Source organism: Agromyces protaetiae, assembly GCF_004135405.1.
In the GTDB taxonomy this organism is placed as follows: domain Bacteria; phylum Actinomycetota; class Actinomycetes; order Actinomycetales; family Microbacteriaceae; genus Agromyces; species Agromyces protaetiae.
Window position 1 is genome coordinate 2,061,173 of record NZ_CP035491.1, and the last position, 15,525, is coordinate 2,076,697.

A 15,525-nucleotide genomic window follows, 5' to 3' on the forward strand; every position below is an offset into this window, starting at 1 on the left:
GCGGTAGCTGCAGAAGCTGCCGCCCCACACCCCTGTATCCGCACGATGCTGCGACGGCGTAGCATCGTGAGGTCAACTCGCATCACGGTGAGGTTCTCTACACATGTCTCCAACAGCGGAAAGCGCGGCCTGATCCATGGGCGGCTACATTCTGCGCCGACTCCTACAGGTGATCCCTGTCCTGCTCGGCACGACCTTCCTGATCTGGTCGATGGTCTTCCTCATGCCCGGCGACCCGCTGATCGGGCTCTTCGGCGACAAGACGCCGCCGCCGCAGGTCCTCGAGGCGCTGCGCGAGCACTACGGCCTCGACCAGCCCTGGTACGTCCAGTACTTCACCTATCTCGGCGGCATCTTCCGCGGCGACTTCGGCACCTCGTTCTCGGGTGAGCAGGTCACCGACATCCTTGCCCGCACGTTCCCCGTGACCCTCCGTCTCGCGGTGCTCGCAGTGCTCTTCGAGATGGTCGCCGGCATCACGGTCGGTCTCGTCTCGGGCCTTCGCAAGGGCGGCATCTTCGACGCCAGCGCGCTCGTCGTGAGCCTCATCCTCATCTCGGTGCCGGTCTTCGTCGTGGCGTTCGTCGCGCAGTTCGTCTTCGGCGTCCAACTCGGCTGGTTCCGGACCACCGTCGGCCCAGGCGCGCCATGGGGCGACCTCATACTCCCGGCGATCGTGCTCGCGACGATCAGCTTCGCGCAGATCGTGCGCCTCACGCGTGCGTCGGTCATCGACACCGAGGGCCAGGACTTCGTCCGCACGGCCGCGTCGAAGGGCCTCTCGCGCGGCCGCATCGTGCCCGTGCACATCCTGCGCAACTCGCTCATCCCCGTCGTCACCTACCTCGCCGTCGACTTCGGCGTGCTCATGGTCGGCGCGACCGTCACCGAGGGCATCTTCAACGTGCCCGGCGTCGGCAACACGCTCTACCAGGCGATCATCCGCGGCGAGCAGGCGACCGTCGTGTCGTTCGTGACGATCATGGTGCTCATCTATGTCGTGGTGAACCTCCTCGTCGACCTGCTCTACGCCGTTCTCGACCCGAGGATCCGCTATGCCAAGTAATACCGCTCGCTCCGCCCAGCCCCACTTCGTCGCGCCCGTCGACGAGACCCCCGTCGCCGCGATCGACGCCGTCAAGGCGGAGGGCAAGCCCTCGAACCTCTGGCGCGACGCCTGGATGGACGTCCGCCGTCGTCCGATGTTCTGGATCTCGGCGATCCTCATCGTGCTCGTCGTCATCGTCGCCCTGTTCCCGGGCCTGTTCACGCAGACGCCGCCGAACAACGACTGCCAGCTCTCGAACAGCAACGCCGGGCCCACCGCCGGGCACCCCCTCGGGTTCACCCGCCAGGGCTGCGACATCTACTCGCGGATCATCCACGGCACGTCGACGTCGCTCTCGGTCGGCCTCATCGTGTCGTTCCTCGTCGCGTTCCTCGGCATCTTCTTCGGTGCGCTCGCGGGCTTCTTCGGCGGCTGGGTCGACGCGGTGCTCTCGCGCATCGGCGACATCTTCTTCTCGATCCCCTACATCCTCGCGGCCGTCGTCATCATGTCGTCGGTCCCCTCGTGGCTCGGCATCCAGCCGAACGTGTGGATCATCTCGCTCGCCATCGGCATCTTCGCGTGGCCCGCGACCGCTCGCGTGCTCCGCGCCGAGATCCTCCGGGTGAAGAACGCCGACTTCGTCATGGCCGCGACCGCCCTCGGCGTCTCGCGCATGCGCATCCTCATCCGTCACGTCCTGCCGAACTCGATCGCCCCCGTCATCGTCATCACGACGATCGGTCTCGCGGGCGCGATCGTGGCCGAGGCGACGCTGTCGTTCCTCGGCGTCGGTCTGCCGAACACCGTCATGTCGTGGGGCAACGACATCTCGGCGGCGCAGTCGAGCCTGCGGGTCGCACCGCAGACGCTCATCCTGCCGTCGATCGCACTCTCGGTGACGGTGCTCTCCTTCATCATGCTCGGCGAGGTCGTCCGCGACGCGCTCGACCCGAAGGCGAGGGCCCGCCGGTGACCGACACTTCGAACGGACAGCAGCACGTGGATTCGACGACCGGCGGCGAACGGCCGCTCCTCGAGATCAAAGACCTCAAGGTCAACTTCAAGACGCAGGACGGCGAAGTCACGGCGGTCGACGGCGTGAACATCACGCTCTACCGCGGCCAGAGCCTCGCGATCGTGGGCGAGTCGGGTTCCGGCAAGTCGACGACGGCGCACGCGATCATCAACCTGCTCCCGGGCAGCGGCTATATCGCGGGCGGGCAGATCCTGCTCGACGGGCAAGACCTCACGACAGCCTCCAAGCGCGAGATGGAGTCGATCCGCGGTCGCAAGATCGGCTTCGTCCCGCAAGACCCGATGTCGAACCTCAACCCGGTGTGGTCGATCGGCTTCCAGGTCGAAGAGGCGATCAGGGCCAACGGCATCGCGACGGGCAAGAAGGCCGTCAAGGCCCGCACCGTCGAGGTGCTGAAGCAGGCGGGCCTGCACGACGCCGACCGGCGCCTGCGCCAGTTCCCGCACCAGTTCTCGGGCGGCATGCGCCAGCGCGTGCTCATCGGCATGGGGCTCGCGGCCGACCCGCAGCTCCTCATCGCCGACGAGCCGACCTCGGCCCTCGACGTGACGGTGCAGCGAGTCATCCTCGATCACCTCGAGTCGCTCACGCGCGAACTCGGCACCACGCTGCTCTTCATCACGCACGACCTCGGCCTCGCGGCCGAGCGCGCCGAGCAGCTCGTCGTCATGTACAAGGGCAAGGTCGTCGAGTCGGGTCCGTCGCGTGCGATCCTCGAGAACCCGCAGCACCCGTACACGCAGCGCCTCGTCGCCGCCGCGCCGAGCCTCGCCTCGCGCCGTATCCAGGCCACGGGCAGCGTGCACGCCGCCGAAGCGGCGCTCGGCGCGGACGCGGGCGCCGCAGCGGGCGAGACGATCGACCTCCTTGCGACCGCCGAGGCGCGCGCCGAGACCGGCGGCACCGCCGCGGTGCGCGAGCCCGCGATCGTCGTGCAGGACCTCACGAAGGTCTACAAGATCCGCGGTTCGGGCGATTTCACGGCGGTCGACGACGTGTCGTTCCAGGTCGAGCGCGGCACGACGACCGCCCTCGTGGGCGAGTCGGGTTCGGGCAAGTCGACCGTCGCGAAGATGATCCTCGCGCTCGAGTCGATCACGAGCGGTCGCGTCGAGGTCGGCGGCCGGGACATCTCGAACCTCACGAACTCCGAGACGTTCAAGCTCCGCAGCCTCATGCAGCCGGTCTTCCAAGACCCGTACGGTTCGCTGAACCCGCTCCGCAACATCGGCAACACGATCGGCGAGCCGCTCCAGACGCACAAGGTGGGCGACCGCTCGTGGCGCCGCGAGCGAGTGTTCGAGCTCCTCGACCAGGTCGCGCTGCCGCGCACGCTCGTCGGCCGTTACCCGAACGAGCTCTCGGGCGGTCAGCGTCAGCGCATCGCGATCGCGCGTGCGCTCGCGCTGAAGCCGCAGATCGTCGTGCTCGACGAGGCGGTGTCGGCACTCGACGTGCTCGTGCAGGCGCAGATCCTGCGTCTGCTCGCCGACCTGCAGGCCGAGCTCGAGCTCACGTACCTGTTCATCACCCACGACCTCGCGGTCGTGCGCGTGATCGCCGACAACGTGTGCGTCATGCAGCGGGGCCGGATCGTCGAGACGGCGACCACCGACGAGGTGTTCGACAACCCGAAGGAGCAGTACACGCGCGACCTGCTCGAGGCGATCCCGGGCGCGAACCTCAAGCTCGGCGCGTAGCGCCCGAGCCGAGCGAGCGGCGCGAGCCGCGCACGTCCGGACGCCCGTCACCTGCAGAGGTGGCGGGCGTTCGGCGTTCGGGGCATTCGTTCGGCGAGGCGAGGTAGGCTGTACGGGCGCGTCCCGCTGCCTCCGAGCAGCAGCGCCCGCCAGACTCCCATCCACGCATCCGCGCCGAATCCCCGGCGCCGCCGCGGCGTGCGGCGACACGGATGCCTCATCGCGAGGATTCCACCCATGGCCAAGGCCACCCGTTCCGACCTGCGCAACGTCGCCATCGTCGCCCACGTCGACCACGGCAAGACGACCCTCGTCGACGCCATGCTCAAGCAGACGCACTCGTTCGCCGACCACGCGCACGTCGACGAGCGCGCGATGGACTCGAACGAGCTCGAGCGTGAGAAGGGCATCACGATCCTCGCGAAGAACACGGCGGTCGAGTACCGCGGTGCCCACGCGAACGGCGGCTCGGTCACGATCAACGTCATCGACACCCCGGGCCACGCCGACTTCGGCGGCGAGGTCGAGCGGGGCCTCTCGATGGTCGACGGCGTCGTGCTCCTCGTCGACGCGTCCGAGGGCCCGCTGCCCCAGACCCGCTTCGTGCTGCGCAAGGCGCTCGAGGCGCGCCTCCCGGTCATCCTCCTCGTCAACAAGACCGACCGTCCCGACGCGCGCATCGCCGAGGTCGAGGAGGAGAGCCATGACCTCCTGCTGGGCCTCGCGAGCGACCTCGTCGACGACGTGCCCGACCTCGACGTCGACGCGCTTCTCGACGTGCCCGTCGTGTACGCGTCGGGCAAGGCCGGCCGCGCGTCGCTCAACCGTCCCGCGAACGGCGAGCTGCCCGACAACGAAGACCTCGAGCCGCTCTTCGGCGCGATCATCGAGCACATCCCGGCGCCGAGCTACGACGACGAGGCGCCGCTGCAGGCGTGGGTGACGAACCTCGACGCGTCGCCGTTCCTCGGTCGTCTCGCGCTCCTCCGCGTCTTCAACGGCAAGATCCGCAAGGGCCAGACGGTCGCGTGGGTGCGTCACGACGGCTCGCACTCGAACGTCCGCATCACCGAGCTCCTGAAGACGAAGGCACTCGAGCGCTTCCCGGCCGAAGAGGCGGGCCCCGGCGACATCATCGCCGTCGCCGGTATCGAAGACATCACGATCGGCGAGACGCTCGCCGACCCCGAAGATGTGCGTCCGCTCCCCGCGATCCACGTCGACGACCCCGCGATCTCGATGACGATCGGCACGAACACGTCGCCCATCGTCGGCAAGGTCAAGGGCCACAAGCTCACGGCGCGCATGGTCAAGGACCGCCTCGACCGCGAGCTCATCGGCAACGTCTCGCTCAAGGTCCTCGACATCGGCCGCCCCGACGCGTGGGAGGTGCAGGGCCGCGGCGAGCTCGCGCTCGCGATCCTCGTCGAGCAGATGCGACGCGAGGGCTTCGAGCTCACGGTCGGCAAGCCCCAGGTGGTCACGAAGCAGGTCGACGGCAAGACGCACGAGCCGTACGAGCACCTGACGATCGACGCGCCCGAGGAGCACCTCGGCGCCATCACGCAGCTGCTCGCGGCACGCAAGGGTCGCATGGACAACATGTCGAACCACGGCACGGGCTGGGTGCGCATGGAGTTCATCGTCCCGAGCCGCGGCCTCATCGGGTTCCGCAGCGAGTTCTTGACGATCACGCGCGGCACGGGCATCGCGAACGCGATCTCGCACGGCTACGACGAGTGGGCGGGTCAGATCACGACGCGCAACAACGGCTCGATCGTCGCCGACCGCGCGGGCGTCGTGACGCCGTTCGCGATCATCGCGCTGCAGGAGCGCATGACGTTCTTCGTGAACCCGACCGAAGAGGTCTACGAGGGCATGGTCATCGGCGAGAATTCGCGCAACGACGACATGGACGTCAACATCACGAAGGAGAAGAAGCTCACGAACATGCGTTCGTCGACGGCCGACACCTTCGAGTCGATGACGCCGTCGCGCCAGTTGACGCTCGAGGAGTGCCTCGACTTCGCCCGCGAGGACGAGTGCGTCGAGGTGACGCCCGACAAGGTGCGCATCCGCAAGGTCGAGCTCGACGCGACCGCGCGCGCCCGCGCGGCGTCGCGCCTCAAGAAGCAGGGCTGAGCGAGGTCTCCAGACGAAGACGGATGTCCCACGGGGCATCCGTCTTCGTCGTCTCCGAGGCATCCTGTTCCATGCGCTGTGATGGAACGCGCAGACTTCGGAAGGGATCCTCACAGACTGGGCTCGTACCGTGGCGGGAAGTCTTCGCCCGGCGATCCCGCGTCAGGATCCGAGCGTCCCCGAACCCCCAGACGCGTTCCCCCATGAGCTCCACCACTCGCGCACGTCGTCGACTGCGCCCTTCGCGCCGTCGCGCCGTCTCGCCCCGCCAGACCCTCTCTGCCCTCGCGCTCTCGTTCTCGGGAGGCCTGCTCTTCGTCACGAGCGTCCCGGCCCTGGCTGTGACGGCGACGGCGAAGCAGCCCGTCGAGGACGTCTACCACCCCGCCCCCGACGAGATCGTCGCCGCCCCGCAGAAGGTCGAGGTCGCCGACGACATCGAGCACGCGGTCATCGCGCCCGTGTCGTACGACGTCGAGGTCGCGCCGCCGCCCGTCGCCGCGCAGGTCGCGGGCCTCGGCACGGTCGCGCTCGGCGAGTCGCGGTCGGTCGTGTGGCCGGTCGCCGACCCGTCGCGCACGAGCTCGGGCTTCGGCCCGCGCTCGGCGCCGTGCGCGGGCTGCTCGACGTACCACGACGGCGTGGACTTCACGCCGGGCAACGGCACTCCGGTCATGTCGATCGCCGACGGCGTCGTGCAGCTCGCGACCGAGAACGGCGGCGGCCTCGGTGTCAACGTCGAGGTCGTGCACAACATCGGCGGCCAGATCTACACGACCTCGTACGCGCACATGCAGTACGGATCGCTCGCGGTCGTCGCGGGCCAGACGGTCACGGCCGGCCAGCAGCTCGGCGTCGTCGGCACGACCGGTCAGTCGACCGGTCCGCACCTCCACCTCGAGATGTGGGCGCCCGACGGCGTGCGTTTCGACGGCATGGCCTGGCTGCACGACCGGCTCGGCTGAGCGGTCGGCCCGCGGAGGCGCGAGCGGATGCCTCGAAGCATCCGGATGTCTCGAAGGAAGGTCGCACGAAGCGACCGGATGCCTCGCGGCGGGCCTCAGCGCCCTTCGAAGCGCGGTTCCCGCTTCTCGAGGAACGCCGCGACGCCCTCGGTCTTGTCGGCCGTCGCGAAGGCCTCTTCGAACCCCTCGATCTCGAGGAGCGACGCCGTCGCGGTCGGCGTGCCCGCCGCGCCCGTGAGCACGCGCTTGGCGAGCGCGACGGCCGTCCAGGCGTTCTGCTCGACCTCGGCGATCGTCGCCCGCGCGCCTGCGAGGAGCGATTCGCGGTCGGGGAAGCGCTTGGCGACGAGCCCGGCGGCGACGGCCTCGGAGGTGCCGATGCGTCGACCCGTGTAGATGAGTTCGCGGGCGAGGGCGGGCCCCACGAGCCGCGGCAGCCGAACGGTGCCGCCGAAGCCCGGGATGAGACCCAACCGCACCTCGGGCTGGCCGAAGGCCGAGGCATCCGTCGCGTAGATCGCATCGCACGCCATCGCGAGCTCCAGTCCGCCGCCGAGCGCGAAGCCGTCGACGGCGGCGATGACGGGCGCCGGGAACGACTCGATCGCGCCCGCGACACCGTGGCCGAGCCGGCCGAGCTCGCCGGCGGCCTCGGGGAGAGGTGCTGCATGGCACGGATGTCGGCGCCCGCCACGAACGCCCGGCCGCCCTCGCCGACGAGGATGATGCCGCGTACCGCGGAGCCGAGCGAAGCGAGCTCGGCGAATGCCGCAGCGAGCGCTTCGAGCACCTCGGGGGAGAGGGCGTTGAGCGAGGCCGGACGATCGATCACGATCGTCGCGATCGTGCCGTCGATCTCGATGCGGACGGGGGCGGAGGCGGGGGTCTCGGGCTGCGGCATCCCCTCACGCTACGCCATGCCCGGCGGTAGACTCGCGCCATGTCCACGCAGCGCACCGTCCGCCGTCTCCTGACCGTGCTCGCGGGCGCGGCCGTCACGACGACCCTCCTCACGGGTTGCTTCGGCAACCCCATCGGCGACCTCGTGAGCGGCGGCGCCGAGAAGGCCATCGAAGACGCCACGGGCGGCGATGTGTCGCTCGGCGGCGACCTGCCCGAGGGCTTCCCGAAAGACGAGGTGCCGCTCGTCGACGGCGAGATCCTCTTCGCCGCGGGCAACGACGCCGAGGGCGAGACGGGCTGGCTCGTGACCGTCAAGGCGACGGGCGCCGACCCCGTCGCCGACGCCGTCGCGAAGCTCGAGGCCGCCGGCTACACCGAGCCGACCGACGTCGGCGTGACGGTCGAGGGCTTCGCGATGCGCACGAACGGCACGTGGAACGTGCTCGTCACGGGCGACACCGACGGCCTCGCCTACACGATCACGTCGGTGCAGTGAGCGGCGGTGCAGTGAGCGGCACGCTTCTCGAGCCCACGCCGCGCGCGTCGAACCCGCTCGTCGTCGCCCTCGTCTCCTTCGTCGTCGGAGCGATCTACGGGTCGCTCGGCACCGTCGGGCATCGCCACCAATTGCGGTTCGGCGAGTTCGTGCTGCCGTGGGGGATCGTCGTCGCACTCGTCGGGGTGGCCGCGCTCCTCATCGGCATGCGCCTCCTCGTGAGCCGGCTCGCAGCGGGCGCCGCGGGGGTCGGCGTCATCGCCGTCGTCGGCCTCTTCACCCTCCCGGGCGTGGGCGGATCGGTGCTCGTGCCGGGCACGATCGTGGGCACGGTCTGGGCGGTCGCACCCGCGCTCATCGCGGTGCTGATCGTGGCATGGCCGTCGTTGCCCGCGCGGCGTCGCCCGGCGTCGCACGACGACTCGCCGCCCCCGGCCGCGGCATAGACTGGTCCCACTCCACTCGAAGGGACCCCACCCACCGTGACCTACGTCATCGCCCTGCCGTGCGTCGATGTGAAAGACCGCGCCTGTATCGACGAGTGTCCCGTCGACTGCATCTACGAGGGCGAGCGGTCGCTCTACATCCACCCCGACGAGTGCGTCGACTGCGGAGCGTGCGAGCCCGTGTGCCCCGTCGAGGCGATCTACTACGAAGACGACCTGCCCGACGAGTGGGCCGACTACTACAAGGCCAACGTCGAGTTCTTCGACGAGATCGGCTCGCCCGGTGGCGCGGCCAAGGTCGGCGTCATCGCCTACGACCACCCCCTCGTCGCCGCTCTTCCCCCGCAGGGGCACTGATCATGGGGCTCGGCCCCCTGCCCGACTACCCGTGGGATCTTATGACCCCGTACCGGGCGCGCGCTGAAGCGCACCCCGGCGGTGTGGTCGATCTCTCGATCGGATCCCCCGTCGACCCGACGCCCGACGTCGTGCGTGCGGCCCTCGCCGAGGCGACCGACGCCCACGCGTACCCGACCACGGTCGGCACTTCCGAGCTTCGTCGCGCGATCGTCGACTGGTTCGCGCGTCGCCGCGGGGTCACGGGGCTCGACGGGGCCTCCGTGCTCCCGACCATCGGCTCGAAAGAACTCGTCGCGCTCCTGCCGTTCCTGCTCGGGGTCGGCGCGGGCGACGTCGTCGTGCACCCGCGGGCCGCCTACCCGACCTACGAGATGGGTGCCGTGTTCGCGGGCGCGACGGCGTTCGCGTCCGACGACCCCGCCGAGTGGCCCGATGCGACGAAGCTCGTGTGGCTCAACAGCCCCGGCAATCCCGACGGCCGCGTGCTCGGCATCGACGAGCTGCGGCGGGCGCGCGAGCGCGCCCGCGAACTCGGGGCGTGGATCGTCGGCGACGAATGCTACGCCGAGCTCGGGTGGGAGGGCGAGTGGGCCGATGAGCCCGTGCCGAGCCTCCTCGATCCGCGGGTCACGGGCGGCGACCTCGCGGGCACGCTCGCGATCTACTCGCTCTCGAAGCAGTCGAACATGGCGGGCTACCGCGCGGCGTTCGTCGCGGGCGACCCCGTCGCGATCGACCGGCTCACGACCGCCCGCAAGCACGCCGGGCTCATGGTGCCCGCACCGCTCCAGCACGCTATGGCCGTAGCCCTCGGCGACGACGCGCACGTGGCCGAGCAGAAGGCGCGCTACGCCGCGCGGCGTGCGATCCTGAAGCCGGCGCTCGAGGGCGCGGGGTTCCGCATCGACCACAGCGAGGCGGGCCTCTACCTGTGGGCGACCGAGGGGCGCGACGCGTGGGAGTCGATCGGCCGGCTCGCCGATCTCGGCATCGTCGCGGGTCCCGGTCACTTCTACGGGGTGCACTACCCCGAGCACGTGCGGCTCTCGCTCACCGCGAGCGATGCAGCCGTGGCATCCGCCGCCGAACGCCTCGTTTCGGCGGCTCCGTAACGTTGTTGCCGACGGTTGCTGTCGGCGTCCGCAACGGAAGGCCGTATGGCTTGGCGGATGTCACAGTGTGCCGCTGGCACGTCTAGGCTGTAGTGGGCCGAGGGCGCCGACCGGCGCCCGGCCGGGAGAAGGTGACCGCGCAAGTGACGATCACAGGAGGCGCCGTGAGCGACGTCCAGAACCCCGCGGGCGGGGAGACCCCGCTTTCCGCGACCCTGAATTTCCCCGGCGGCACCGCCGAGTTCCCCATCCGTCCCGCGGTGCAGGGCAACTCGAGCCTCGACCTGTCGACGCTGACCCGGCAGACCGGGTTCACCGGCCTCGACTACGGGTTCGTCAACACCGCGTCGACGCGGTCGGCGATCACCTACATCGACGGCGAGCAGGGCATCCTCCGCTACCGCGGGTACCCCATCGAGCAGCTAGCGCAGCACTCGACGTACCTCGAGGTCGCGTGGCTCCTCATCTACGGCGAACTGCCGACGGCCGATCAGCTCGCCGAGTTCGACGACAAGATCCGCCACCACACGCTCCTCCACGAAGACCTCAAGCGGTTCTTCTCGTCGCTGCCGCACACGGCGCACCCCATGTCGGTGCTGTCGAGCGCCGTCGCCGCGCTCTCGACGTACTACGAGGGCTCCTCCGACCCGCAGAACCCCGACGACGTCGAGCTCACGACGATCCGCCTCCTCGCGAAGCTGCCCGTCATCGCCGCGTATGCGCACAAGAAGAGCATCGGCCAGGCATTCCTGTACCCCGACAACTCGCTCAGCTTCGTCGACAACTTCCTGCGCCTGAACTTCGGCAACATGGCCGAGCCGTACCAGATCGACCCGACGCTCTCGCTCGCGCTCGATCGGCTCCTCATCCTCCACGAAGACCACGAGCAGAACGCGTCGACCTCGACCGTCCGCCTCGTCGGCTCGACGGGCGCCAACCTCTACTCGTCGATCTCGGCCGGCATCCAGGCCCTCTCGGGTCCGCTGCACGGCGGCGCGAACGAGGCCGTGCTGCAGATGCTCGCCCGCATCCAGGAGTCGGGCGAAGGCGTCGGCAAGTTCGTCGAGCGCGTCAAGAACAAAGAAGACGGCGTCAAGCTCATGGGCTTCGGGCACCGCGTCTACAAGAACTACGACCCGCGCGCGAAGATCGTCAAGCAGTCCGCCGACGCCGTGCTCGAGGGCCTCGGCGTCAACGACCCGCTGCTCGACATCGCGAAGGAGCTCGAGCAGTTCGCCCTCGAAGACGACTACTTCAAAGAGCGCCGGCTCTACCCGAACGTCGACTTCTACACGGGCGTCATCTACAAGGCCATGGGCTTCCCCACGCGCATGTTCACCGTGCTCTTCGCGATCGGCCGCCTGCCCGGCTGGATCGCCCACTGGCGCGAGATGAACCACGATCCGCAGACGAAGATCGGTCGACCGCAGCAGCTGTACACGGGCGAGCCCGAGCGGCAGTACCCGCGCGGCTGACCGCCGAGCAGAAGGGGCCGGGAGCGATTCGCTCCCGGCCCGTTCTGCGTCTGAGCCCGTGTCGTGCGGCTCAGCCCGCCGGGCGGCTCAGCCCGCCGTGCGGCTCAGCCCGCCGGGCGCAGCACGAGGCTCTCGTCGGACGCGGCGTCGGCGGCCTTCTGCGTGAATGCCCACGGCCGCAGTTCTCCGCGCTGCCAGAGCGGCGCCTGATCGTCGTAGTGCGGGTTGAACGCATGGCCCGAGGCACCCGTGAGGTTGATCCACTCCGAGCGGTCGAAGTTCGCGAGGTCGACGATCATGCGCATCGACGGCACCCAGTCGACCTCGTAGCCGACGCGGGCGTCCCACGCGATCGCGTCGGGCACGGCGGAGCCGCCGCCGACTTCGTACGGTCCGCGATTGAAGAGCCACTCGATGGGGCCGATGCCCGAGACGCCGAAGCTCTGGTTCGTGAGCGTGAGGGTGTGGAGCTTGCCCCAGCTCCAGCGGTCGGGGTTGCTGCCGAGCCGGTCGCTCGCCTCGGTCCACGCGGCGGCGAGCGACGCGGCGATGACGGCGTCGCGTCCGGTCGCGTCGGTGTCGGGGTCGGTCCACCACTGCGAATCGGGTTCGTCGAGGAGCGTGTCGACGACGGTGAACCAGCGGTCGCCGCCCGCGGGCCTCGTGCCCTCGGGGAGGTCGCGGAACATCCGGTCGAGGACCGTCTTCCAGAACACGGCGAAGTACGCCGCCTCGGGGCTGTCGACGTCGGCGTGGCCGTCCCAGTCGTCGAGGAGCGCCTGGCCGCGGGCCGCGTCGCCGTCGAGGTCGAGGCCTTCGATGACCGGGAGGAACGACTGTGCGTTCGCGTCGGTCGTGTCGAGTTGGATGTCGGCGAGCTCGTCCGCGGAGATCTTCTCACCGGTCGCGATGAGCGCCTGGATGCGCGCGTCGATCGCGCGTGCGCGGTAGCCGAGGTCCCAGTCCTTTGTGAGCATGGGTCCGTCGGCCGCGACGGCGTTGTTGGCGGTCACGATGTAGCCGCTCGCGGGGTTCGTCATCGACGGCAGCTGCTCGAACGGGACCGTTCCCGACCAGCCGTTCTCGCTCGTCCAGCCGGCGAGCGGCACGGTGCCGTCGCCCGTCAGCCGGATAGGGATCTCACCGGGGGCCTGGTAGCCGATGTTGCCGTCGACATCGGCGTAGATGAGGTTCTGGCTCGGCACTTCGAAGAGCGCCGCCGCGCTGCGGAACTCGTCCCAGTTCTGCGCGCGGTTGAGCGCGAAGATCGCCTGCGGGGTCGACCCGGGCGTGAGGGCCGTCCACTGCAGCGACAGCTGGAGGTCCCCCTCGCCGTGCGCCTCGGACTCGCCGACGGCGACCTGCTCGAAATCGCCGCTGATGCCCGTCACGAGCGGTCCGCGCGCGGTCGAGCGGACCTCGATCGTCTGCGGGTCGCCGCCTGCGACCTCGATGGTCTCGCGCCGCACGGTGAGCGGCTGCATGGCGCCGTCGAGTTCGTACTCGTCGCCCGTGACGCGTTCCAGGTAGAGGTCGGCGACATCCGGGCCGAGGTTCGTGAAGCCCCACGCGATGCGCGCGTTGTGGCCGATGATGACGCCCGGCAGGCCCGAGAACGTGTAGCCCGAGACGTCGTAGTGGCAGTCGTCGTCGATCGCCGAGCACGCGAGCGACATCTGCGCCCAGATCGAGGGCATCGCGGGGCCGAGGTGCGGGTCGTTCGCGAGGATGGGCTTGCCCGTGTCGGTCAGCGAGCCCGAGACGACCCACGAGTTCGAGCCGATCTCGTTGCCGGCGCGGCCGAGGAGCTCGGGCATCGCGTCGAGTGTCGCGCGGAGTTCTGCGAGGGCGGGAGCGGCGTCGGCGGATGTCTCGGAGGCCGACCCCGAAGCATCCGCAGCGTCTGAGTCGACCGAATCGATCGGTTCGACGGTGCCCGTCGATGCCGGCGCCGCGACGGGGACGGGGGAGCCGCCCATGATCGTCGGCATGCCGGCCATGTCGAAGCCGGGGTGGAGTCGCGCGACCTCTTCGGGCGGCAGCGCGGTCGCGAGGAGCGCCCGGTCGATCTCGTCTTCGAGGTTGGAACGGAGATCCCACGCCATCGCCTTGAGCCACGCGATCGAGTCGACGGCGTTCCACGGCTCGGGGGAGTACCCGGGGTTCTGGAGGCCGAGGACGGCGTACTCGAGCGACAGATCGGCGCCCGAACGGGTCTCGAGGTACGCGTTCACCCCGTCGGCATAGGCGTCGTAGATCGCCTTCGTCGGCTCGTCGAGCGCTTCGTACTCCGCTTGGGCGACGCCGCGCCAATCGAGCGTGCGCACGAAGGAGTCGGTGCCGACCATCGATTCGCCGAAGAGTTCGGCAAGCCGGCCCGCCGTCACATGGCGGCGGAAGTCCATCTCCCAGAAGCGGTCCTGCGCGTGCACGAAGCCCTGCGCGAAGAAGAGGTCGTGGTCGGTGTCGGCGCGGATGCGCGGCACGCCTGCGTCGTCGCGCGTGACCGTGACGGGTTCGTCGAGCCCCGTGACATCCAGGAACCCGCTCGTCTGGGGGAAGGAGCGCTGCACCGTCCACCAGCCGAGCCCGACCGCGGCTCCCGCGAGCACGAGGACGCCTACGAGGATGCCCGCCACGATCTTGCCCCAGCGGTGCTTGGCGGTTCTCGGCGCATCGGTGCCCACGGCACTCCTTCGTGATCGGCTCCGCCCGCCGCGACGCGCGGTGGGGGAGCATCCAACCTACCCGAGCGGATGCGCGGATTCGGCTACGAAACGATCACGCGTGGAGGGCGGCGTTCAGCACGACGCCGTCGCCCGAACGCGAGAGCACCTCGACCTGACCCGTGAGCGAGTTGCGGCGGAACAGGAGGTTCGGAAGGCCCGACAGCTCGACGGCCTTCACGATGCGCGGGCGCGCCTCTTTACCGCCGAGGACGGCGACCTTCGTGCCGGCCGTCACGTAGAGGCCTGCCTCGACGACCGAGTCGTCGCCGATCGAGATGCCGATGCCCGAGTTCGCGCCGAGGAGGGCGCGTTCGCCGATCGAGACGCGCTGCGTGCCGCCGCCCGACAGGGTGCCCATGATGGATGCCCCGCCGCCCACGTCGGAGCCGTCGCCCACGACGACGCCCTGCGAGATGCGGCCTTCGACCATCGACGAGCCGAGGGTGCCCGCGTTGAAGTTCACGAAGCCCTCGTGCATGACGGTCGTGCCGGGTGCGAGGTGCGCGCCGAGCCGCACGCGCGACGCGTCGGCGATGCGCACGCGATCGGCGGGCACGACGTAGTCGGTGAGGCGCGGGAACTTGTCGAGGCCCGTAATCTGGACGCCCGCTCGCTGGAGCGCGAGGCGGCGGGTCGGGAAGTCGTCGGGTCGCATGGGGCCTGCGCTCGTCCAGAGGACGTTCGGGAGGTACGCGAAGATGCCGTCGAGGTTGACGGTGTTCGGCGCGGCCAGGAGGTGCGAGAGCACGTGGAGGCGGAGGTACGCGTCGGATGTCGACGCGGGCGGCGCGTCGAGGTCGATCTCGACCGTGACGATCTCGGTGCGGACCCCGCGGCGCTCGTCGGTCGTCTCGGTGTGCGGCATGGGTGCTGAGCCGGGCGTCGGGACGACGACGTCGTCACCCGAGAACTCGCCGAACACGACGGGCGGCTGCGTCGACAGCGCGCCGAGGCCAGGAGCCGGGAACCACGTGTCGAGCACGACGCCGTCGGCGAGGGCGATCGTCGCGACTCCGGTTCCGGAGGCGAGGCGTGCGGGGGCGGGGGCGTCGTTCGCGGGCATGCGTCAAGGGTACCGGCGGCGCATCGACCATGTCGGGCATCCGTAAA

Annotated in this window: 13 protein-coding genes and 1 pseudogene; 10 read left to right on the top strand and 4 right to left on the bottom strand. The window is 69.9% G+C overall.

The window, feature by feature from the left end:
* Positions 1 to 136 precede the first annotated feature (136 nt).
* The 5 genes from ET445_RS09640 to ET445_RS09660 all read left to right on the top strand — a co-directional run bounded on the left by ET445_RS09640 (position 137) and on the right by ET445_RS09660 (position 6,894).
* Entirely contained in the window at positions 137 to 1,066 is a 930-nt protein-coding gene (locus ET445_RS09640; RefSeq protein WP_129190951.1) for an ABC transporter permease, read from the top strand.
* Positions 1,056 to 2,024: an ABC transporter permease gene (locus ET445_RS09645; protein ID WP_129190953.1), complete on the top strand. Its 969-nt coding sequence runs from the start codon at positions 1,056 to 1,058 to the stop codon at positions 2,022 to 2,024. The genes ET445_RS09640 and ET445_RS09645 overlap by 11 nt, the downstream gene beginning before the upstream one ends.
* Positions 2,021 to 3,787: a dipeptide ABC transporter ATP-binding protein gene (locus ET445_RS09650; RefSeq protein ID WP_243695149.1), complete on the top strand. Its 1,767-nt coding sequence runs from the start codon at positions 2,021 to 2,023 to the stop codon at positions 3,785 to 3,787. Before ET445_RS09645 ends, ET445_RS09650 begins: the two co-directional genes overlap by 4 nt.
* A 237-nt stretch (positions 3,788 to 4,024) precedes the next feature.
* Entirely contained in the window at positions 4,025 to 5,929 is a 1,905-nt protein-coding gene (gene typA / locus ET445_RS09655) for a translational GTPase TypA (RefSeq protein ID WP_129190955.1), read from the top strand.
* 203 nt (positions 5,930 to 6,132) lie between these two features.
* Positions 6,133 to 6,894: a M23 family metallopeptidase gene (locus ET445_RS09660; RefSeq protein WP_129190957.1), complete on the top strand. Its 762-nt coding sequence runs from the start codon at positions 6,133 to 6,135 to the stop codon at positions 6,892 to 6,894.
* 95 nt (positions 6,895 to 6,989) lie between these two features.
* Here the strand turns inward: ET445_RS09660 and ET445_RS18280 are convergent, their stop codons facing one another.
* Both ET445_RS18280 and ET445_RS18285 read right to left on the bottom strand, forming a co-directional pair.
* A complete protein-coding gene (locus tag ET445_RS18280; protein WP_341769749.1) occupies positions 6,990 to 7,661 on the bottom strand; it encodes an enoyl-CoA hydratase-related protein in 672 nt (223 codons plus the stop codon).
* Positions 7,595 to 7,795, bottom strand: a pseudogene (locus ET445_RS18285) (enoyl-CoA hydratase/isomerase family protein); the annotation flags it as partial. The pseudogene ET445_RS18285 and the gene ET445_RS18280, both read right to left, overlap by 67 nt.
* Before the next feature lie 39 nt (positions 7,796 to 7,834).
* Here ET445_RS18285 and ET445_RS09670 point away from each other — a divergent pair.
* The 5 genes from ET445_RS09670 to ET445_RS09690 all read left to right on the top strand — a co-directional run bounded on the left by ET445_RS09670 (position 7,835) and on the right by ET445_RS09690 (position 11,686).
* Complete coding sequence (locus tag ET445_RS09670; protein ID WP_129190959.1) at positions 7,835 to 8,293, top strand: hypothetical protein; 459 nt, start codon at positions 7,835 to 7,837, stop codon at positions 8,291 to 8,293.
* 11 nt (positions 8,294 to 8,304) lie between these two features.
* Positions 8,305 to 8,739 carry a hypothetical protein gene (locus ET445_RS09675; RefSeq protein ID WP_129190961.1) on the top strand — a complete coding sequence of 145 codons (435 nt, stop codon included), beginning with the start codon at positions 8,305 to 8,307 and terminating at the stop codon, positions 8,737 to 8,739.
* A gap of 36 nt (positions 8,740 to 8,775) precedes the next feature.
* Positions 8,776 to 9,096, top strand: a complete 321-nt coding sequence (gene fdxA / locus ET445_RS09680) for a ferredoxin (RefSeq protein ID WP_129190964.1) — start codon at positions 8,776 to 8,778, stop codon at positions 9,094 to 9,096.
* Between the two features lie 2 nt (positions 9,097 to 9,098).
* Entirely contained in the window at positions 9,099 to 10,211 is a 1,113-nt protein-coding gene (gene dapC / locus ET445_RS09685; protein ID WP_129190966.1) for a succinyldiaminopimelate transaminase, read from the top strand.
* A 215-nt stretch (positions 10,212 to 10,426) separates the two neighbouring features.
* A complete protein-coding gene (locus ET445_RS09690; protein WP_243695396.1) occupies positions 10,427 to 11,686 on the top strand; it encodes a citrate synthase in 1,260 nt (419 codons plus the stop codon).
* A gap of 104 nt (positions 11,687 to 11,790) precedes the next feature.
* Here the strand turns inward: ET445_RS09690 and ET445_RS09695 are convergent, their stop codons facing one another.
* Positions 11,791 to 14,373 carry a penicillin acylase family protein gene (locus ET445_RS09695; RefSeq protein WP_243695150.1) on the bottom strand — a complete coding sequence of 861 codons (2,583 nt, stop codon included), beginning with the start codon at positions 14,371 to 14,373 and terminating at the stop codon, positions 11,791 to 11,793.
* Positions 14,374 to 14,467: 94 nt separating this feature from the next.
* Positions 14,468 to 15,478 carry a 2,3,4,5-tetrahydropyridine-2,6-dicarboxylate N-succinyltransferase gene (gene dapD, locus ET445_RS09700; protein ID WP_129190970.1) on the bottom strand — a complete coding sequence of 337 codons (1,011 nt, stop codon included), beginning with the start codon at positions 15,476 to 15,478 and terminating at the stop codon, positions 14,468 to 14,470.
* Positions 15,479 to 15,525 lie beyond the last annotated feature (47 nt).

Bases quoted from the DNA above. Each gene is read 5' to 3' on its own strand.
- ET445_RS09640 (WP_129190951.1), top strand. From the start codon at position 137: ATGGGCGGCTACATTCTGCGCCGACTCCTACAGGTGATCCCTGTCCTG.
- ET445_RS09645 (WP_129190953.1), top strand. From the start codon at position 1,056: ATGCCAAGTAATACCGCTCGCTCCGCCCAGCCCCACTTCGTCGCGCCC.
- typA (WP_129190955.1), top strand. From the start codon at position 4,025: ATGGCCAAGGCCACCCGTTCCGACCTGCGCAACGTCGCCATCGTCGCC.
- ET445_RS09660 (WP_129190957.1), top strand. From the start codon at position 6,133: ATGAGCTCCACCACTCGCGCACGTCGTCGACTGCGCCCTTCGCGCCGT.
- ET445_RS09670 (WP_129190959.1), top strand. From the start codon at position 7,835: ATGTCCACGCAGCGCACCGTCCGCCGTCTCCTGACCGTGCTCGCGGGC.
- dapC (WP_129190966.1), top strand. From the start codon at position 9,099: ATGGGGCTCGGCCCCCTGCCCGACTACCCGTGGGATCTTATGACCCCG.
- dapD (WP_129190970.1), bottom strand. From the start codon at position 15,478: ATGCCCGCGAACGACGCCCCCGCCCCCGCACGCCTCGCCTCCGGAACC.